The following is a 19,385-nucleotide window of genomic DNA, read 5'->3' as shown; positions in this document are numbered from 1 at the left end:
GTAAGTAAAAAGATTTAAATTTATCAAAAAAATAAAATAAAAGTATAAAGAAAGGAAGTTTAAACTATGATCGCAGTTATTGATTATGGAGTGGGTAATCTTTTTTCTTTGCTATCTTCATTAAATTATGTTGGACTTGATACAAAACTGACTAATAATATTGAAGAGATTAAAAGTGCGAAAGGGATAATTTTGCCAGGAGTGGGGGCTTTTAGAGATGCTGTTTCTAATCTTGAAAAATATGGATTAAAAGATATTTTGGTAGATGAAGCGAAGAATGGGAAGCCTTTTTTAGGAATTTGTCTTGGAATGCAAATGCTTTTTGAGAAAAGTTATGAATACGGTGAATTTGAAGGACTTGGACTTATAAATGGAAGTGTTGAGGAAATAAAAAAACATATTCCAAAAAATTCTGATTTGAAAATACCTCATATGGGATGGAACAACTTGAAAATAAATGATGAATTTAGAAATGATAAAATTTTGAAAAATGTGAATGTTGAAAATGAAGAATATGTGTATTATGTACATTCATATTTTGCAAAAACGGATATGAAAAATATTGTTGCGTATTCAGAATATGGAACAAAAATTCCTGGAATTGTAAAAAATAAAAATGTTTATGGAATGCAGTTTCATCCTGAAAAATCTGGAGATACTGGATTGAAATTATTGAAAAATTGGGGTGAATTGGTGAAATAATTTAATTTTAAGAAAGAGGTAAATTTTATGTATAAAATAAGTAAAAATAGAGCTTTGAATATTTTGGGACTAGAATATGAAAATTTTATTCATAAATTAGCTGAAGGTGAAGGTTCAACTATGACTTTTGCTCAAACTTCAGCAACAATAAATAATATTCCAGTTAGTAATGTTAGACCAAAAGATGTTTTAGTTGTTAAATGTATTCAAAATGGAGTGGATTATGTAATGGATTTATTAAGAAAAGATGATTTTTTCTTTGATAAGCAGACTTTGAAAATGATTAATAGATATGTTGCTTCAAATGATAACTTTGATAACATAGGAGATTTTAGAATATGGCCTATAAAAATTGCAGGAGCTAAACATCGTGGAAGTAATCCTAATGAATTTGATGATATATTTTTCAATATAAGTGAAAAATATAATAGTAACGAAAACTATGATGAAATAAATTTATTTATGGATTTAGCAAAAACTCAATTTTTTGGTAATGGAAATAAAAGAGCAGGTCAACTTATGATGAATGGACTTTTAGTATCAAAAGGTTATTGTCCATTTGTGATAAATTTTAAAGAACCTAAATTTTCAGAAGCACTAGTAAAATGGTACGATGATAATGATAAAAAAACAATATATAATATGATGTCAAAAAAACAAGTTGAGATATTAAAAGATTATTTAACTGATGAGGAATTAAAAAAATTTGAAAAAAACTAAAAAAGGAGAAAATAACAATGATAGAAATTTTTCCAGCGATAGATTTACATAACGGACAGGCAGTTAGATTGAAACAAGGGGATTATAACCAAGTGGAAGTATTTTTTAAAAATCCTGTTGAAGTTTTGGACTTTTTTAATAAAAATAATTCAAAAAATCTTCATATTGTGGATTTGGATGGGGCAAAAGATGGGAATACAAAAAATTATGAGGTCATAAAAGAATTGGTTGAAAAAAGTGATTTTTTTGTTCAAGTTGGTGGTGGAATCCGTGATGAAGAAAGAATAAAAAAATATATTGAATTGGGAGTAAACCGTGTTATTTTAGGAACGATTGCCGTTGAAAATGAAAAATTTTTGAAGGAAATGGTAAAAAAATACGGCGATAAAATTGCAGTTTCTGTAGATGCGAAAGATGAAAAAGTTGCGGTTAAAGGATGGACTGAAACTGTAGAATTGAACTCGGTTGAATTTTGCAAAAAATTATCGAATATAGGTGTGAAAACAATAATTTATACTGATATTTCAAAAGATGGAATGTTAAGCGGAACAAATCTTGAAATTTATAGAAAATTGTCGAAAGTAGTTAATTCAGATATTATTGCTTCAGGTGGAATCACTTTTTTGGATGAAATTAAAGAGCTTAACAAAAATCATATTTATGGAGCAATTGTGGGAAAGGCGATTTATTCAGGAAATCTTGATTTGAAAGAAGTACTTAATATCAGTAAATAATATTTTAAAAATTTTATATAAAATTAAAAATCTAAATATTGTAAATCTGTTTGATAACTAAAAAAATTTAGCAAAGGGGAAAGGCCCCTTATTATAGAAAAATATTAAGTTATTGAACAACATCTATTAAAAGAAAGTTGGTATAAAAAAATGCTTGCAAAGAGAATTATTCCCTGTTTGGATGTGAGAAATGGAAAAGTTGTAAAAGGAGTTAATTTTACTGGTATAAAAGAAGTTGATAGTCCAGTTGAACTTGCTAAATTTTATAATAAATCTGGGGCTGATGAACTTGTTTTTTATGATATTACGGCTTCGGTTGAGGAAAGAGGATTGTTTACAGATATTTTGAAAGAAGTGGCAAGTCAAATATTTATTCCGCTTACTGTTGGCGGTGGAATAAATACGCTGGAAGATTTTGATAGAGTTTTAAAAGCTGGAGCTGATAAAGTGAGTGTCAATTCTGGGGCAATAAGAAATCCAAAATTAATTGAAGAGGCTGCGAAAAAATATGGAGATCAATGTGTAGTTTTGTCAGTTGATGTAAAACGAGTTGATGGGAAATTCAAAGTTTTTACAAAAGGTGGAAGAGAAAATACTGGAATTGATGCGATAGAATGGTTTGTAAATGGTCAGGAAAATGGTGCTGGAGAAGTTGTTGTAAACAGTATTGACACAGACGGAGTTAAAAATGGATTTGACTTAGAATTACTTGAAATTTTATCAAAAAAATTGTCAATTCCAATAGTTGCATCAGGTGGAGCTGGAAATATGGAGCATTTTAGAGAATTATTTAAAATTCCAGGAATTGATGCGGGACTTGCAGCTTCGATTTTTCATTTTAAGGAAGTGGAAATTATGGAGTTAAAAAAGTATTTGAAGAGTAATGGTGTTGATATGAGAATTTGATATTTTTTAATAAGAAAAATTTTGAAAATGAACTAAGAGGAAATTATTATGAAAAAAGAAGAAATTTTAAAAAAATTAAAAGAAATTAATAAAAAGAAATATTCAATTTTAAAATTAGGACTTTTTGGTAGTTTTTCTAAAAATAGTGATACTGCTAATAGTGATATCGATATTCTTGTAAAGATGGAATTTAAAAAGGGAATGTATCAAAATTTTTGTAATTTACACAAAAGACTTGAAGAAATTTTTCAAAAAAAAGTGGATTTAGTTGATGAAAGTATGTTTGAGTATAAATTTAAAAATCCAAAAGTTCAGAAATATAAAGATGAAATAAAAGAAGAAATTTTACGGAGTGTAATTTATGTGTAAAAGAAAGAGAAATATACTTCAGTTTTCTTATGACATTGAAGAATGTATTGATGTTATACAAGAAGAAATTTCTAAAGTTTCTTTTGAAGAGTTTGTTAATGATAGAAAAACAATCGGGTATATTGAAAGACAATTAGAAAAAATTGGAGAAGCTATTTCACAAATTCAAAAGTTAGACAAAAATATTTTAACAGATATATTCTCAGATCATTCTTATTGGGAAAATATAAAAGGAATGAGAAATAGATTAATTCATGAATATTGGGGAACTAGCTTAGAAATGATTTACGAAGTTTCTGTTTTTGAAATGGAAGATTTATTAAAATATATTTACTTATTGAGAGAAAAATTAAAATATTAAAATAAATAATTTTAGAAAAGAGGTAAAAATGAATATAGAGCAAATAAAATTTGATGAAAAAGGACTTGTTCCTGCAATAATACAGGATTATTATACAAAAGAAGTACTGACACTTGCATATATGAATAAAGAAAGTCTTGAAATAACTTTAAGAGATAAGAAAACTTGTTTTTTTAGCAGAAGTAGACAAGAACTTTGGTTAAAAGGGGAAACTTCAGGGAATTATCAGCATGTTGTTTCGGTAAAATATGATTGTGATGCGGATGCTTTGCTTGTGGAAGTAAAAAAAGATGGGCCTGCTTGCCATACTGGTGCTGAAAGTTGCTTTTTTAACTCATTGTTTGAAGCAGAAGATTATAGCAGTTTTACGCCTGAAAAACTTTATGAATTGATAAAAGATAGAAAAATTAATCCAAATGAAAAATCTTACACGACTTATTTATTTGAAAAAGGGCTTGATAAAATTTTGAAAAAAGTTGGAGAAGAATGTACGGAAGTTATAATTGGGGCTAAAAATAATGATAATGATGAATTGAGATATGAAATTGCAGATTTATATTATCACACTTTGGTTTTAATGATTGAGCAAGGGCTTACTATTCAAGATGTGAAAGATGAACTGGCTAAAAGACATGTTGTTGATCATAAAGTTAAACAGGAAAAAATGGGTGGAGAATCTAAATAATAAATTAATAACAAGGGGAGCATAAATCCCCTTGTTAAATTTTTTAAAATATCTTAATTTTTTCAAAAACTTCTCCAACTGAAAAACTTTTAATTACACTTTTTTGTTTTTCATTTTGAGGAATTGAAATTTCAATTTCTCCATCTTTGTTAATATCTTGTGCAATTCCTGAAATAATTTCATTTCCAAACTTTAATTCAATATTTTTATTTTTTAAATAATTTATTTCGTTAATTTGGCTTAAAATTTCTTTCCAAAATCCATTTTCTAAATGTTTAAATAATAATTTAAACTCATAAACAATATTTGTTATAATCTCGTCAATTTCATATTCTTTATTTTTTATTTGAGTCAACGAAATAGCCTTATTTTCCAAAAATTTTGGCAAAATATTATTTACATTTAAACCAATTCCTACAATATAGATATCGTCTGCTTTTTCCATTAAAATTCCACATAATTTTTTGTTTTCTAAATAAACATCATTTGTCCATTTAAATTTATAATCTAAGTTTTCAACTTTTTTCAATCCATTTATTACGGCAAGTCCAGCAAGTAGTGGGAGTTTCAAATAATCTTCCATTTTTATTTCTTTTTTTTCATTTAAAAAGAAACTAAATGTAGCCATTCCTTCAAGTGAAACCCAATCGTTGTTTCTACGAGCTTTACTGTGCGTTTGAATCTCTGCAGAAATAACGTCAAATTCCTCGTGGTTATTATGATCTCTTCTCAAATAATCATTTGTTGAATCAATTACATCAAATTTATATATTTTTACATTTTCTTTATTTTCTTTCATATTATCTTTGTCTCCTTTTCTATTTTTTTATTTATATAAAATTATTTAAATATAATCAAAAGAACTCCTGCAGCAACAGCTGAACCAATTACTCCAGCGATATTTGGTCCCATTGCATGCATTAGCAAAAAATTTCGTGGATTTTCTTTTTGACCTATTTTTTGAACGACTCTTGCTGCCATAGGAACTGCTGAAACTCCAGCTGCACCAATCATTGGATTTACCTTTCCTTTTGAAAATTTGTACATTATTTTTCCAAATAACACGCCTCCAACTGTTCCAAAGGAAAACGCAATTAATCCTAAAATAATAATTTTTATTGTTGTTAGACTTAAAAAGTTTTGTGCATTAGCAGTTGCTCCGACTGTCATTCCCAAAACTATTGTAATACAATATAACAATGCTCCTCTCACATGTTCAACTAAATTTGAAACGATTCCAACTTCTTTTATAAGATTTCCTAACATTAACATTCCGATTAATGGAGCCGATGATGGAACTAAAAGAATTACGATAATTGTGACTGCAATTGGAAAAATTATTTTTTCTTTTTGGCTTACAAATCTAAGTTGAGTCATTTCAACCATTCTTTCTTTTTTTGTTGTAAGTAGTTTTATAATTGGTGGTTGAATAACTGGAACTAAAGCCATATAAGAATAGGCTGCAATAGCAATTGATCCCAATAAATGTGGTGCAAGTTTGGTTGTCAAATAAATAGCAGTTGGTCCATCAGCTCCGCCAATAATTCCAATTGAAGCGGCTTCTTTTCCAGTTAATCCAAGTAAAATTGCTCCAATAAATGCAACAAAAATTCCAAATTGCGCAGCAGCACCTAACAGTAAACTTTTAGGATTGGCAATAAGAGGCCCAAAATCAGTACTTGCTCCTATTGCTAAAAATATTAATGGGGGATAAATTCCAAGTTTTACCCCTTGATACAAATAATACAAAAGTCCACCTTTTTCCATAAGTCCTTCATTTGCAACAGATGGTAAATTTATAAGTAACATTCCAAAAGAGATTGGAAGAAGCAAGTAAGGTTCGTATTGTTTTTTTATTGCCAAATATAATAATATTAAAGCAATTATTATCATAATAATTTGCTTTATAGTTATCATAGATAATCCTGTTGTTCCGTAAAGAATTTTTAGTAGTTCCATATTAAAACATCCCTTTCTTATTCTTACTTTTTTTATCTTTTTATTTTTATCTAAAAGATTTTTTCATAAATTAAATTATTTTTGTAATTATTAATAAAATATAATTTATAAAATTTTATTTTGACAATATTACTAATATATCATCAGAGTTTACACTATTTCCTTTAGATACTTTAATTTCACTAATGGTTCCGTCATTAGGCGAAACAATAGGATTTTCCATTTTCATAGCTTCTAAAATAACAACTTCATCTCCACTTTTCACTTTTTGACCAACTTTAACTTTTACATCGACAATAAGTCCTTGCATAGGAGCTTTTATAAATTCTATATTATTTTTGTCATAATTATTATTAGATAAGTTATTTTCTTTTTTTCTCTGTTCTTCTTTTGTTTATTATTAAAATCATCTGAAGTTAAGATAGATCCTTCTTTTTCAGTAACAGATTCAACTTCAACTTCATAAATTTTTTCTCCAATTTTGATTTTATATAGTTTAATCATATTTGTTTACCCCTTTTATTGTAAATTATTTAATTTCCTTTATATTTCTAACTTTAATATAACAATTTTCATTATCTTCAGATGCGTCAATAAGAGCCGCCATCAAAGCTGCTAACATAGTTTCATCTTTTATTTTTTCCATATTAAATTTTTTATATTTTTCATTTTTCTTTTTATCAAATTCATCCAAATTTTCTAAAATTTCATTATGTTTATTTAGTTTTTTATTAATTTGTATATTATTTTCATCATTTTTACTAGAAAAATATTTAAAAAATGACAATACAAATGAAATTAATAATAATATGAAAAAAACAATTGCCATGCTTACGATAGTAATATAAATTGCATCTTTAAATGACACAACTGAATTTCCAAATAAAATGCTTTTCATCATGAATTATTCCTTTCAAACTAAAATAAATTCAAAATTTTTATAAAATATTATTTTTAAAAAATTACATTAATATTATAAATTTTTGTTTCTTCATTTTTTTTTCTTTCTCTTTCTTTTTCTTTGATTTTTGTTTTTTCTTTAGTTCCCATTTTCTCAAAATATTTTTTTTTCAGATAATCTTTTGCAATTTGTGGAAAACAAGCGTAAGTCAATATATCTTCATCCGATTTTGCCAAATTTCCAATTTCTTTTTTCATCAAATCATATTCATCTTTTATTAAATCGGCAGGTCTTCCAGTAAATATTTTTTCATCTCCAATTATAATTTTTTTTATTTCATCAGAAATCGGCACAGGAGATTTTCCATACATTCCCTTTACATAATCTTTTATTTCTTTCGGAATAATTTTATATCTATTTCCAGTCAAAACATTAAAAACAGCTTGGGTTCCAACCATTTGACTCATAGGAGTAACCAATGGCGGATACCCCAAATCTTTACGAACTTTTGGAATTTCTCTAAGTACATCTTCATATTTATCTTGAGCATTTTGTGCTTTTAATTGAAATAATAAATTTGAGAGCATTCCACCGGGTAGCTGATATTCCACAATATTAGGTTCTATTTCTAATGCTTTAGGATTTAAAATTCCGTTATCAATATATTTTTTTCTAATAGGTTTAAAATATTCTTCGACTTCTTTTAAAAGTTCAAGATTTAATCCTGTGTCATATTCTGTCCCTTGTAAAGCTCTTACAATTGATTCTGTAGGTGGTTGAGAAGTTCCGCCACCAAAAGGTGAAATAGCAGTGTCAATAATATCAACTCCAGCTTCAATAGCTTTTAAAACACTCATTCCCGCCATTCCAGCAGTTGAGTGAGTGTGCAATTCAAGTGGTATATTTAAAATACTTTTTAATTCGCTGACAAGTTTGTAAGCTACATTTGGCAATAAAATTCCTGACATATCTTTTATTGCAATAGAATCTGCACCCATATTTTGCATTTCAAACGCAAGTTTTTTATAATATTCAATCGTATGAACGGGACTTATTGTGTAGCAAATTGCAAGTTGACTGTGTCCTCCATATTTTTTTGTACTTTCAACAACTTTTTTAACATTTCGTATATCATTTAACGCATCAAAAGTCCTAATAATATCAATACCATTTTTTATAGAAAGTTCCACAAATTTTTCAACAATATCATCAGCATAATGCCTGTAACCAAGTAAATTTTGCCCTCTTAAAAGCATTTGCAACTTAGTATTTTTAACTCTTTTTCTAATTTCTCGCAGTCTTTCCCAAGGATCTTCATTCAAAAACCTAATTTCTGCATCATAAGTAGCTCCTCCCCAAACTTCCATCGCATAATATCCAACTTTATCCATAGTTTTTATAATTGGAATCATTTCAGCGGTCGTCATTCTCGTTGCCATAAGTGATTGATGTCCATCTCTTAGAGAAGTTTCTGTTATTTTTACTTTTCCCATAAAAAATCATCCTCATTTTTATCTTTGTCATTATTTATTATTACATTTTATTGTTATCTAATCATTAACAAACTAAAATAAACACAAAAGTGTAAAACAGACAGTTATGTAATATCTAAACATAAAAATTAATCAAAGTAGTTTAAATATTACTAACTGTCTTTTTTTACCTATTTAAAAGATACAGGACCGGCATTTACAATGTGTTCTGGCATATTTGGGTATTTTTTTTCAAAATTCTCTCTAAACATTTTTGCTAATTTTTTTGCAGCAGCATTGTATGCTTCTTTATTAGCCCAAGTATCTATTGGATTTAATAATTCATTTGGAACATTTGGACAATATTGAGGAATTTCTACATTAAAAATATCATCGTGTCGATATTCTACTTCATCCAATTCTCCATTTAGTGCTGCAGTAACCATAGCTCTTGTATATTTTAAGTTCATACGATTTCCAACACCATAAGGACCTCCAGACCATCCTGTATTTATTAAAAATACTTTTGTATTATGCAATTCTATCTTTTTCCCCAACATTTCAGCATAAACCAGTGGATCAAGCGGCATAAATGGTTCACCAAAACAAGTTGAAAATGTTGGCTGTGGTTCTGTAATTCCTCGTTCAGTTCCTGCTAATTTAGAAGTAAATCCTGTCACAAAGTGGTAAATAGCAGCATCTCTTGAAAGTCTTGAAATAGGTGGTAAAACTCCAAAAGCATCCGCTGTCAAAAATATTATAACATTAGGAATTCCACCAATTCCAGGAATTTGTGCATTATTTATATGACTAATAGGATAACCAACTCTTGTATTTTCAGTTAAACTTTTATCGTAAAAATCAAATTCACGAGTTTTAGGATTCATTACAACATTTTCTACCAAACTTCCGAACTTTATCGCATTAAAAATATCAGGTTCATGTTTTTGATCAAGATTTATACATTTTGCATAACATCCACCTTCGAAGTTAAAAATACTATGATCTGACCATCCATGTTCATCGTCACCAATCAATCTACGATTTGGATCTGCAGAAAGTGTAGTTTTACCAGTTCCTGAAAGTCCAAAAAATATTGCAGTTTCCCCCGTTCTAGGATCCATATTGGCAGAGCAGTGCATAGGTAGAACATCAATTTCAGGCATTATAAAGTTCATTATTGAAAATACACTTTTCTTTATTTCTCCCGAATATTCTGTTCCACAAATAATCCCGACTTTTGCTTCGTAATCAATAATTATCGCGGCTGATGAATTTATCCCGTCAATTTTAGCATTACACTTAAATCCAGGAGCAGCAATTATTGTAAAGTCAGCATGTCCATAATCGTTTAATTCTTCTTCGGTTGGTCGAATTAATAATTGATGAATAAATAAATTTTGACTTGCACGTTCATTTATGATTCTAAACTTTTTTCTACAAGTTGGATCGGCCCCAGCCATTCCGTCAAACACAAATATTTCTCTATTTTGTAAATAAGCAATTAATTTATTGTAAATAGATTCAAATTTTTGCTTTTCAATTGGTTTATTCACATCACCCCAAGCGATTTTATCGTGAATTTGCAAAGTATCAACTATATATTTATCTTTAGGCGAACGCCCTGTATATTTTCCAGTTTGTACAACCAAAGCCCCAGTTTCTGATAAAGTTCCTTCCTTTCTTTCTAATGCACGTTCAACAAGTTCAGCAGGTGTTAAATTTCTGTAAATTTTTGCTACATTTACTATTCCCAGTTTTTCTAAATCTTTTGTCAACTTTTTCATAATATTTCCTCCAAACTTTCTTACTGTTTTGGGAAAATCACAAGATAATCATAATTTAATAATTTTATATATCCATCTTAATTTTCTCTAACAATAATATTATCACACATTTTTTCAAAAAGTCAACATTCAATATTAAATAAAATTTAATTTTTATTTTTTTGTTTTTTTAATTTTATAAAATTAATCGAAAAAAATATAAAAAAATTTAAAATTTCAAAAATAAAGCCTTATAATAACGAAAAATAAAAATTTCAACATAAGTATCGACGATGTAAAAAAATCTATTTTAAAATTGATATATGAAGGTCAAAATTTTTATAAAATAAAAAAATTAGTGAAAGATTTTTATAAAAGTATCACTAATTTTTATAAACAGAATAATTATATTTATGTCAAACATAAATAGAATTATTCATAACATATACCATAAAATAAGAGTTATATCAACATTTTAAAAACTCAAAAGTTCTATAAAAGTTCTATTTTTTAGTTTTTTTAAAATATTTTTTCTGTATAAAATTTCAATATTAATATTAATTTTATATTCTTTTATACTTATAGTATAACACTTAAATGTCAATAATTCAACTATTATTATTTAACTTTTTCATAAGCTGCTTATTGGCATCTTTATATAAATGAGAATAAGTATTTATAGTAGTTTGCAGATTGTCGTGTCCTAGGCGTTTGCTGATCGCTGTAATGTCGGCTTGGATAAATAACAAATATGAAGCGTGGGAATGTCTAAAATCGTGAAGTCTTATTTTTTCAACATCAGCTTGAATACTATACTTTTCCAAAATATATCGTAATTGAGATTTTTTTAAATTAAAGATTCTTTGAGATTTTAAATTTTTTTTTGTTAATTCTAACTCAAATTTAGAAAAATATGATTTTAAATCTGAAATAAGAATTTCAGAAAGAAGAACTTTTCTTATTGATCCCAAAGTTTTTGGAGTGGTTACATATTCTTTTTTATTTATTCGAGAAATAGTTTTATTTACATCTATAAATTTTTCTTCCAAATTAATGTCATCAAATGTAAGCGCCAAAACTTCTCCAATTCGTAATCCAGTCCAAAACAAGACTTTAAATATAATAATTGCGTCAGAATATTTACCATTTTTTTCTTTATTTTTTGATTCAAGAAAATTTATAAATTTATTAAAATCATCTACTGACCAGATTTTCATTTCAGATCGATTTTTTTTACTTCCAAATGCCCCTAAATTTTTACAAGGATTTTCATTCAATCCTTGATATTTTGCAGCCCAATTAAACAAACTTTTTAAAGCTGCATAAATATTAGCTTTAGAATTTTCGCTAAATGGCTTTCCGTTTTCACTTTTCTTTTCCAGCATCTCATTTTGCCATTCCCGAATCATATAGGAATTAATCTTACTAATCTCAACATCGCTAAAAAAAGGCAATATATGTAACCTAAAAAAATTTTCTACAGTATTGATAGCTGTAGGTTTATGTCTTTTGCTATAATCCTCAAAATAAAGTTCATACAACGATTGAAATGACATATTTACAGATTTAGCAATTTTTTTCTTAAACTCATATTCATATTCCTGAGCTTCCTTTTTCTTCTTAAACCCAGTCTTTTTGTACTTTTTATTTACACCCTTGTAATCTTTAGCATAAAACATAGCATACCATGTCTTTTTATCTGCATTATAGTAAACTGGCATTTTTTAATCTCCTTATTTTTTTATCTTAAATAATTATACCATATTTTTATCTCTATATAAAATAATCGAAAAATTTATCTCATTTTTTTGATTTTGTGTAGTATCCTTAATTTGAATTGTAAAAATTTTTTTAAAACATTTTTAAAATATAGATTGTAAATTTATTTTTTGAATATTAGAAATTTGTTTTAAAAATAGGACGATAAAAATACCATCCTGTACTAATAATATTTTGAGTTTACACAAAACTCTTAACCTATATAATTATAAATTATACAATTCATATATCAATTCCTGTGGTATTTTCTTTTCTAATTTCCACAAAATCCTCATTGGCTTATCTCCAGAACTTTTATAATAATCAGCTTTTCCCAAATAAATAAATGGATTAGTTTTATTGCCATCCATAAAGGCAAATTTTCTTATAAATATATGCACATTATATCCCAAATTTTTATGATTTATAAACATCTTTCCTACACTTGAAGTATGAGCAGTTTTAGGCTGGCTTATCCACTGAATTATGTCGTCTGCAAAAAGAGAATTGTCGTATTTTAAATTTTCCTGCAAAATATGAGTTTTATCAATTGTTGCAAAAAGGCAAATATCTTTATCTGTATTGGCATAACCTGCTCTCCAGCTTCCTTTTGGAACTTTTGAGTCCAGCAAAATTTGCAGCTCAATTCGTTTATATTCTTTATAGTTTATCAATATATTTTCATTGAATTGACTAATATTGTTATTTTTAAATTCTGATAAACCTAAAATCACAAGTTGTCTTAATCTTTTTAAAAAATTTTTGTCTTCAAAAAAATTATCTTTATACTTTTTAGAAATTTTATAAATTTTTTTGTTTTTAAATTCAGAATTTGATTCAAAATCTAAAATCTCATCTTCTACCAACTCTTTTAAAATTCGATTTATTAAATAAGTATTTTTAAATTCCAAAATATTAAAATAATTTTTATACTTTTTCAAAATATCATTTTCCGTAATATTTTTAATTTTTTTATCTAAAAATAAATCCATAATTAAATAAGTAAACGGCTCAACCAAAGTTAATTTTTTTTCTAAATATGATAAAAATTCGATATTCAAAAAATTTAATTCATCAATTGAATTACTTTCCAAGTTTTTTTGCGCTGTGTAAAAAGAACCATATTTTGAACTTAACTCGATAAATAGTTCAATATTTTTATTGAAATCTAAAATTTCCAAAATTTCTTCATCTTTTTTTCCAATTTCATTTTTAAAGTTATCATATGCTTCTTTTAACATCATTTTAGAACTAAAATTAATTTTTTCTATTTTATCAATTATTCTCTTTTGACAAATTCTGTCCAATTCAACATATGATGCCATCGGAACATTTTCAAAATTAGCTTTTATTTCCTTTATCAATTTTTCTTTTTTGCTATACAAAATATTTTTATTGTTTAACATTTCTTCATAAAAAAATTTTGCAATGATATAATCTTTTTTGTGATTTCCAATAAAATCTATAATCGTTACAAAATCTTTATTTTCACATTTTCTCAGTCCACGACCAATTTGCTGAGTAAAAATTGTGGACGAAAAAGTTGGTCTTAAAAATAAAAGTAAATTTATGTTTGGAATATCAATTCCTTCATTTAAAATATCAACGACACATAAAATTTCAATTTTTTTATTTTTAAAATTTTTTAAGATTTTTTCTCTTTCAAATTTTGAAGTTCTTGAAGTTAAAATTTCTGAAATATATCCATTTTTATTAAAATTTTCATTCATAAAATTAGCATGATTAATATTTTCACAAAAAGCAATACAACTCATATTTTTCCCATCAAAACCAATTTTTTTTATTTTTTCAATTATATAATCAACTCTTTTATTATTCGACAAATTTTTAACCAAAATGTCTTCCTGATATTTTCCATTTTTGTAAGGAATTTTCTCATAATCAAATGTTTCGTCATTGATTCCAAAATAGTGAAAAGGTGCAATTAAATCCTGTTCCATTGCTCGTTTCAAACCCATTTCGCCAACTAAATTATAATCACAAAGTTCTAAAATATCTTTTCCGTCCATTCTTTCAGGTGTCGCAGTAAGGCCCAGAAGAAATTTTGGATTAAAATAGTTTATAATTTTTGTGTAACTTTTGGCACTCGAATGATGAAATTCATCAATTACGATATAATCAAAGTAATTTTTAGAAAATTCAAGATAATTATTTTGAAGTGATTGCACAGTTGCAAAAACAATTTTTTTCTCAATTTCTTTTTTTCCACCAAAAACTCTTCCAATTTTATTTTCTGTAATTTTCATAATCTTTTTACAGACTAAAATCGCATTTTCCAAAAGTTCTTCTCTATGTGCCAAAAACAAAAACTTTTTTTCCTTCTTTTCAAAAAAATTTTTTATATCCATAGCTGCAAGATATGTTTTCCCCGTTCCAGTTGCAGCAACCACAAGTCCTTTTTTATTTCCTAACTTTCTAGTATTTTCTAACTTTTCCAAAAGCTCTTTTTGCATAGTATTAGGCTCAAAATAATTTTTATTATTTTTTATTTTTATATAATCAAAAGTTTTTTGAAGTTTCAAATTATTTTTATAATTTTCATACTCAAAAATAAAATCTTCGCTGAGTTCAATAGCTTTATCACTGTTCCAAAGATTTTTAAACTGTGAAATTGATTTTTTATAAATTTGAAAAAAACTGCTTTCTGTCAATTTAACATTCCATTCTTCTGCAGAATATAAAGCACTTTGACTTATATTTGAAGAACCTATTATACAAGTATGGTATTTATTTTTTTCAAATAAATATGCTTTTGTGTGAAAACTCTCGCTGGAATTATTATAAATTTTTACTTTTATATTTTTATAACTAAGAAGTTTTCTTAGTGATTTTGAATCTGTTATATTTAAATAAACAGAAGTTATAATTTCACCTTTTATTTCTTTTTTCTCAAGTTCGTCCAACACGCTTAAAAGTATTTGAAGACCTGAATATCTTATAAAACTCACAATAAAATAAAACTTTTTGCAGTTTAATAATTCGTTTTTTAAATATATAAAAAAATTTTTAAATTTTGTCTTTTCATTTAAAATAAGTTCATTTAAATTTCCTGTTACATCTTTTTCTTTTTGTTTTAATGGAATTTCAAAATGAGTATTCAATTTATCTTGAACAAAATTTATAGCATCATGATAACCATTATTTTTTATCAATTCCGAAATTTCTTTAGAAAAATATTCAATTAACTCAAACTTTAAATTTTCTTCATAACTTTTTATTTCCAAAATTACTTCGCATTTTTTATTTTTATTTTTTTTATAATCTTCATTTTTAAAATCATCTTTTTTTCGCAAAAGTATACTCATTTTAAAATAATCTCTCTTCTTCAATTTTAATTTAAAATTATTATTTATTTGTTTTTTTATCTAAATTATTATTAATTAATCTTTTTCCAAAAAATTAAATATTCGATTTTTTGCAATTTCATTTTTAGTCATTTTATAAAAAATTCTAAACATAATTAAAACATCGTAATAACTTCCATGAAATTGATTTTCTTCAAACGGAACTTTATAATATTTAGCACATTCAATAAGTTTTGGCCATTTGTAATTTCCACAATTATTTTCAATTTTTAAAATGTCAATATTTTCTTTCATTGTATCAAACTGATTTTTTAGCGAAAAATCAACAAAACTTCTGTCAAAACTTATATTATGAGCAACAAAATGATCAGTATCTTGACAAAACATAAAAAAATTGTCCATATCGCTTTTAAAAGTTAAAGGATACTCTCCTATTTTGTCTTTCAATTTTTTTCTCTCAAAAGCAATTACTTCATCGGTCAATCCATTTACATTAATTGCACCTTCATTCATTTCTTCATCTTCTTCCCTGAAATAAAATCTATTAAATTCCGAAACTTTTGACCATTCACTTTTTTCAAAATCATAATTTACTTTTATCGCTGACATAGATAAGACTGAACTCCCTTTAAATCCATTTGTTTCTACATCAAAAAATATTATGTTTTTATTTAAATCTTTATTATTATTTTTGTTATTGTTCACTTTTTATCTCTTTCTTTCTCTTTCTCTTTCTCTTTCTTTTATTTTATATTTTAATTCTTTATCTATTTTATCTATATAATTTTTTTATTATATTTATTCCATGTTATATATTGTTTTATCTATTTTAAAAATTTTTCTTTAAATTTATTATTCTATTTATTTTTTTTTATTCAAAATTAGTCATTTAATTTTAAAACTGATAAGAATGCTTCTTGCGGAATTTCAACATTTCCAATCGCTTTCATTCGCTTTTTACCTTCTTTTTGTTTTTCTAATAATTTTTTCTTACGAGTAATATCTCCACCGTAACATTTTGCAAGGACATTTTTACGAAGTGCCTTTATTGTTTCTCTTGCAATTATTTTTGTTCCAAGTGCAGCTTGAAGCGGTATTTCAAATTGCTGTCTTGGAATTACATCTTTTAATTTTTCAACAATTGCACGACCTCTGTAATAAGCGTTATCCTTATGTGCAATGAATGAAAAGGCGTCTACAGGATTTCCACTGACTAAAATATCAACTTTTACTAAATCTGATTCTTTGTAGCCAATCATTTCATATTCAAAAGAAGCATAACCTTTTGTTCGAGATTTTAACTTGTCGTAAAAATCAATTACAATTTCTGCAAGTGGCAAGTCATAACTGATCATAGTTCTCGTTTCATCAAGATAATTCATATTGATAAATGTTCCTCTTTTTTCCTGACAAAGTTCCATCACATTTCCAACATAATCTTTTGGAACAATAATTGTACCCTTTACATAAGGCTCTTCAATATATTTTTTCCCTTCTGGAAATTCTGCTGGATTATCTATAACTTGCATTTGCTGCTGTTCCAATGTCACATGATATTTAACTGACGGAGCTGTAGAAATTAAGTCGATGTTAAATTCTCGACGAAGTCTTTCTACAACGATTTCCATATGAAGCAGACCTAAAAATCCACATCTGAATCCAAATCCTAACGCAAGTGAAGTTTCTGGAGCATAAGATAATGAAGCATCATTCAACTGCAATTTTTCCAGTGCCTCTCTTAAATCTTCATAGTCATCTGTTGAAACTGGATAAATTCCAGCAAAAACCATGCTTAGTGCAGGTCTATACCCTTCAAGTGCCGAATCTGTCGGATTTTGAACATGAGTGATTGTATCTCCGACTTGCGTATCTTTGATTGATTTGATTCCAGTAATGATATATCCAACTGAACCAACTGTCAACTCTTTAGTTTCTTTCATCTTTGGCGAGAAAACTCCGACTTCAAGTACATCGAATTCTTTGCCAGTTGACATAATCTTAATTCTGTCACCTTTAGAAATTTTTCCGTCAACAATTCTAATATATGTGATAACTCCTCTGAAATCATCATAATGAGAATCAAATATCAACGCTTTTAAAGGAGCTTTTACATCACCTTTTGGCGCAGGAATATATTTAACTATAGCTTCAAGCAAATCTTCAATTCCAATTCCCGTTTTTCCAGAAACCAAAACTGCTTCATCAGCTGGAAGTCCTATCACATCTTCTATTTCCATTTTAACTTTATCAGGGTCAGCTGACGGCAAATCGATTTTGTTTATTACAGGAAGAATTTCCAAGTCATTTTCTAAAGCTAAGTATACATTTGCTAAAGTTTGCGCTTCTATTCCTTGAGCTGCATCAACTACTAAAAGTGCTCCGTCACAAGCTGCAAGTGAACGAGAAACTTCGTAAATAAAATCCACATGTCCAGGAGTGTCGATTAAATTTAATTCATAAGTTTCGCCATCTTTGGCAACATAATTAAGTGTAACAGCTTGGGCCTTTATTGTAATTCCTTTTTCACGCTCTAAATCCATGCTGTCTAATAATTGATCAACCATTTCTCTTTTTGTCACCGTTCCAGTAAATTCTAGTAATCTATCTGCAATTGTTGATTTTCCGTGATCAATATGTGCAATTATAGAAAAATTTCTTTTGTTTTTTTGATTTAACATTTTACCTCCAATTAAATCTTTTATCTAATATATTTTTTTTGCTTTCTTTGTATTATTTTATCATACTTGTTTTTTAAAAACAACCGTGTATTTGTAAATTTTAAGTACAATAATAAAAAGGAGCCAAATAATATTGACTCCAATTGATTTCACTTATAAGATGATAATTATTTAAATTATTTATTTTTTAATAAATCTCTTATTTCAGTTAATAAAATTTCTTCATTAGTTTTTTTGTGGCTCTGCTGGTGCTTCTTCTTTTTCTGGTTTAATTCTTCTCATTTTGTTTACCGCTTTTACTACTAAAAATATTGAAAATGCAATGATTAAAAAGTTTACGATATTTTGAATGAACATTCCATATTTTACAGTTGCATCCCCTATTTTAAGACTTAACCCTGAAAAGTCAATTCCTCCTATAATAAGTCCAATAATCGGCATAATTATGTCATCTACTAATGAAGTTACAATTTTACCAAAGGCTCCTCCCACAATCACACCGACTGCCAAGTCTAGCACATTTCCTTTTGAAATAAATTCTTTAAATTCTTTAAACAAATTACTTTCCTCGCTTTCTTTACTTTCTTTTTTTGTTTTATTTTTTATATTTATTACAATTTTATATCTGATACTTTTTTATTATAACCAATTTTAAAAAAAATTGCAAATTTTTATTTATTTAGTTTTGTATCTTATATATTTATTTTTTTCTTTTAAAAAATTTGTATCTTTTGCCATAAAAGCTGTTACGACAAATCTTAATTTTCTTATGCTCGGATTTTGGGAAATTACAACGAAATAATTAAGATTGTTTATTTTTTTTTGATAAAAATGCTCTTTTTTAGATTTCGACTGCTTTGTCACAATATCAGGATTTTCAAGCACTTTTTTTATTATCTCCAGCGTTATTTCTGGATGTTTTACCAAAATGTGATTTTCAAATTGAAACTTGTCCATCACAACTTTTTGATGAAGTTTTGCGTCAAATTCGTAACTTTCTATTCTTTTTCCCGTTTTTGTGTATCTCAATTTTTCTTTTATCATAATT

Annotated in this window: 19 protein-coding genes and 1 pseudogene; 7 read left to right on the top strand and 13 right to left on the bottom strand. The window is 26.7% G+C overall.

The genetic code is table 11. The features are described from left to right. The first annotated feature begins 66 nt into the window (after positions 1–66). The 7 genes from hisH to hisIE all read left to right on the top strand — a co-directional run bounded on the left by hisH (position 67) and on the right by hisIE (position 4,477). The gene (hisH, locus tag J5A73_RS04560) at positions 67–702 is read left to right on the top strand and encodes an imidazole glycerol phosphate synthase subunit HisH (RefSeq protein ID WP_211617037.1); all 636 of its coding nucleotides are present in this window, start codon (positions 67–69) and stop codon (positions 700–702) included. 27 nt (positions 703–729) lie between these two features. Then, positions 730–1,422 carry a hypothetical protein gene (locus J5A73_RS04555; protein ID WP_211617035.1) on the top strand — a complete coding sequence of 231 codons (693 nt, stop codon included), beginning with the start codon at positions 730–732 and terminating at the stop codon, positions 1,420–1,422. Positions 1,423–1,439: 17 nt separating this feature from the next. After that, a complete protein-coding gene (gene hisA, locus J5A73_RS04550; protein WP_211617033.1) occupies positions 1,440–2,156 on the top strand; it encodes a 1-(5-phosphoribosyl)-5-[(5-phosphoribosylamino)methylideneamino]imidazole-4-carboxamide isomerase in 717 nt (238 codons plus the stop codon). 150 nt (positions 2,157–2,306) lie between these two features. Beyond that, positions 2,307–3,062 carry an imidazole glycerol phosphate synthase subunit HisF gene (gene hisF, locus J5A73_RS04545; RefSeq protein ID WP_211617031.1) on the top strand — a complete coding sequence of 252 codons (756 nt, stop codon included), beginning with the start codon at positions 2,307–2,309 and terminating at the stop codon, positions 3,060–3,062. A gap of 48 nt (positions 3,063–3,110) precedes the next feature. After that, positions 3,111–3,431 carry a nucleotidyltransferase family protein gene (locus J5A73_RS04540; RefSeq protein WP_218974997.1) on the top strand — a complete coding sequence of 107 codons (321 nt, stop codon included), beginning with the start codon at positions 3,111–3,113 and terminating at the stop codon, positions 3,429–3,431. Then, positions 3,424–3,792 carry a DUF86 domain-containing protein gene (locus tag J5A73_RS04535; protein WP_211617029.1) on the top strand — a complete coding sequence of 123 codons (369 nt, stop codon included), beginning with the start codon at positions 3,424–3,426 and terminating at the stop codon, positions 3,790–3,792. Before J5A73_RS04540 ends, J5A73_RS04535 begins: the two co-directional genes overlap by 8 nt. A 28-nt stretch (positions 3,793–3,820) precedes the next feature. Next, complete coding sequence (gene hisIE, locus J5A73_RS04530) at positions 3,821–4,477, top strand: bifunctional phosphoribosyl-AMP cyclohydrolase/phosphoribosyl-ATP diphosphatase HisIE (RefSeq protein WP_211617027.1); 657 nt, start codon at positions 3,821–3,823, stop codon at positions 4,475–4,477. A gap of 43 nt (positions 4,478–4,520) precedes the next feature. On the opposite strand, the gene J5A73_RS04525 is transcribed toward hisIE, so the two are convergent. The 13 genes and pseudogenes from J5A73_RS04525 to J5A73_RS04470 form a co-directional block, all read right to left on the bottom strand. Continuing rightward, positions 4,521–5,276: a biotin--[acetyl-CoA-carboxylase] ligase gene (locus J5A73_RS04525; protein ID WP_211617025.1), complete on the bottom strand. Its 756-nt coding sequence runs from the start codon at positions 5,274–5,276 to the stop codon at positions 4,521–4,523. A gap of 41 nt (positions 5,277–5,317) precedes the next feature. Further along, positions 5,318–6,436 (bottom strand): sodium ion-translocating decarboxylase subunit beta, encoded by a 1,119-nt coding sequence (locus J5A73_RS04520; protein ID WP_211617023.1) that lies wholly within the window; start codon positions 6,434–6,436, stop codon positions 5,318–5,320. A gap of 115 nt (positions 6,437–6,551) precedes the next feature. Then, positions 6,552–6,746, bottom strand: coding sequence for a biotin/lipoyl-containing protein (locus J5A73_RS10435; RefSeq protein ID WP_249069408.1), 195 nt, complete (start codon positions 6,744–6,746; stop codon positions 6,552–6,554). Between the two features lie 17 nt (positions 6,747–6,763). Continuing rightward, positions 6,764–6,940 (bottom strand): hypothetical protein, encoded by a 177-nt coding sequence (locus tag J5A73_RS10430; RefSeq protein WP_249069406.1) that lies wholly within the window; start codon positions 6,938–6,940, stop codon positions 6,764–6,766. Positions 6,941–6,965: 25 nt separating this feature from the next. Beyond that, on the bottom strand, positions 6,966–7,334 hold the full coding sequence (locus J5A73_RS04510) for an OadG family protein (RefSeq protein ID WP_211617021.1): 369 nt from the start codon (positions 7,332–7,334) through the stop codon (positions 6,966–6,968). Between the two features lie 56 nt (positions 7,335–7,390). Beyond that, positions 7,391–8,830, bottom strand: a complete 1,440-nt coding sequence (locus J5A73_RS04505) for an oxaloacetate decarboxylase subunit alpha (RefSeq protein WP_211617019.1) — start codon at positions 8,828–8,830, stop codon at positions 7,391–7,393. 170 nt (positions 8,831–9,000) lie between these two features. Further along, positions 9,001–10,596 carry a phosphoenolpyruvate carboxykinase (ATP) gene (pckA, locus tag J5A73_RS04500; protein WP_211617017.1) on the bottom strand — a complete coding sequence of 532 codons (1,596 nt, stop codon included), beginning with the start codon at positions 10,594–10,596 and terminating at the stop codon, positions 9,001–9,003. 587 nt (positions 10,597–11,183) lie between these two features. Next, positions 11,184–12,296, bottom strand: coding sequence for a site-specific integrase (locus J5A73_RS04495; protein WP_211617015.1), 1,113 nt, complete (start codon positions 12,294–12,296; stop codon positions 11,184–11,186). A 264-nt stretch (positions 12,297–12,560) separates the two neighbouring features. Beyond that, a complete protein-coding gene (locus J5A73_RS04490; protein ID WP_211617013.1) occupies positions 12,561–15,659 on the bottom strand; it encodes a DUF3427 domain-containing protein in 3,099 nt (1,032 codons plus the stop codon). A 75-nt stretch (positions 15,660–15,734) separates the two neighbouring features. Further along, positions 15,735–16,364 carry a 3'-5' exonuclease gene (locus J5A73_RS04485; protein ID WP_211617011.1) on the bottom strand — a complete coding sequence of 210 codons (630 nt, stop codon included), beginning with the start codon at positions 16,362–16,364 and terminating at the stop codon, positions 15,735–15,737. A 176-nt stretch (positions 16,365–16,540) separates the two neighbouring features. After that, positions 16,541–18,337: a translation elongation factor 4 gene (lepA, locus tag J5A73_RS04480; RefSeq protein WP_211617009.1), complete on the bottom strand. Its 1,797-nt coding sequence runs from the start codon at positions 18,335–18,337 to the stop codon at positions 16,541–16,543. Between the two features lie 176 nt (positions 18,338–18,513). Beyond that, positions 18,514–18,895 (bottom strand): annotated as a pseudogene (mscL, locus tag J5A73_RS04475) (large conductance mechanosensitive channel protein MscL). 117 nt (positions 18,896–19,012) lie between these two features. Then, the gene (locus tag J5A73_RS04470) at positions 19,013–19,381 is read right to left on the bottom strand and encodes a helicase (protein WP_211617007.1); all 369 of its coding nucleotides are present in this window, start codon (positions 19,379–19,381) and stop codon (positions 19,013–19,015) included. Positions 19,382–19,385: the final 4 nt, after the last annotated feature.

It is taken from the genome of Leptotrichia sp. oral taxon 218 (genome assembly GCF_018128225.1).
Lineage (GTDB): Bacteria > Fusobacteriota > Fusobacteriia > Fusobacteriales > Leptotrichiaceae > Leptotrichia.
This window is presented reverse-complemented; position numbering and strand designations above follow the sequence as displayed.

Bases quoted from the DNA above. Each gene is read 5' to 3' on its own strand.
- hisH (WP_211617037.1), top strand. From the start codon at position 67: ATGATCGCAGTTATTGATTATGGAGTGGGTAATCTTTTTTCTTTGCTA.
- J5A73_RS04555 (WP_211617035.1), top strand. From the start codon at position 730: ATGTATAAAATAAGTAAAAATAGAGCTTTGAATATTTTGGGACTAGAA.
- hisA (WP_211617033.1), top strand. From the start codon at position 1,440: ATGATAGAAATTTTTCCAGCGATAGATTTACATAACGGACAGGCAGTT.
- hisF (WP_211617031.1), top strand. From the start codon at position 2,307: ATGCTTGCAAAGAGAATTATTCCCTGTTTGGATGTGAGAAATGGAAAA.
- J5A73_RS04540 (WP_218974997.1), top strand. From the start codon at position 3,111: ATGAAAAAAGAAGAAATTTTAAAAAAATTAAAAGAAATTAATAAAAAG.
- J5A73_RS04535 (WP_211617029.1), top strand. From the start codon at position 3,424: ATGTGTAAAAGAAAGAGAAATATACTTCAGTTTTCTTATGACATTGAA.
- hisIE (WP_211617027.1), top strand. From the start codon at position 3,821: ATGAATATAGAGCAAATAAAATTTGATGAAAAAGGACTTGTTCCTGCA.
- J5A73_RS04525 (WP_211617025.1), bottom strand. From the start codon at position 5,276: ATGAAAGAAAATAAAGAAAATGTAAAAATATATAAATTTGATGTAATT.
- J5A73_RS04520 (WP_211617023.1), bottom strand. From the start codon at position 6,436: ATGGAACTACTAAAAATTCTTTACGGAACAACAGGATTATCTATGATA.
- J5A73_RS10435 (WP_249069408.1), bottom strand. From the start codon at position 6,746: ATGCAAGGACTTATTGTCGATGTAAAAGTTAAAGTTGGTCAAAAAGTG.
- J5A73_RS10430 (WP_249069406.1), bottom strand. From the start codon at position 6,940: ATGATTAAACTATATAAAATCAAAATTGGAGAAAAAATTTATGAAGTT.
- J5A73_RS04510 (WP_211617021.1), bottom strand. From the start codon at position 7,334: ATGAAAAGCATTTTATTTGGAAATTCAGTTGTGTCATTTAAAGATGCA.
- J5A73_RS04505 (WP_211617019.1), bottom strand. From the start codon at position 8,830: ATGGGAAAAGTAAAAATAACAGAAACTTCTCTAAGAGATGGACATCAA.
- pckA (WP_211617017.1), bottom strand. From the start codon at position 10,596: ATGAAAAAGTTGACAAAAGATTTAGAAAAACTGGGAATAGTAAATGTA.
- J5A73_RS04495 (WP_211617015.1), bottom strand. From the start codon at position 12,296: ATGCCAGTTTACTATAATGCAGATAAAAAGACATGGTATGCTATGTTT.
- J5A73_RS04490 (WP_211617013.1), bottom strand. From the start codon at position 15,659: ATGAGTATACTTTTGCGAAAAAAAGATGATTTTAAAAATGAAGATTAT.
- lepA (WP_211617009.1), bottom strand. From the start codon at position 18,337: ATGTTAAATCAAAAAAACAAAAGAAATTTTTCTATAATTGCACATATT.
- J5A73_RS04470 (WP_211617007.1), bottom strand. From the start codon at position 19,381: ATGATAAAAGAAAAATTGAGATACACAAAAACGGGAAAAAGAATAGAA.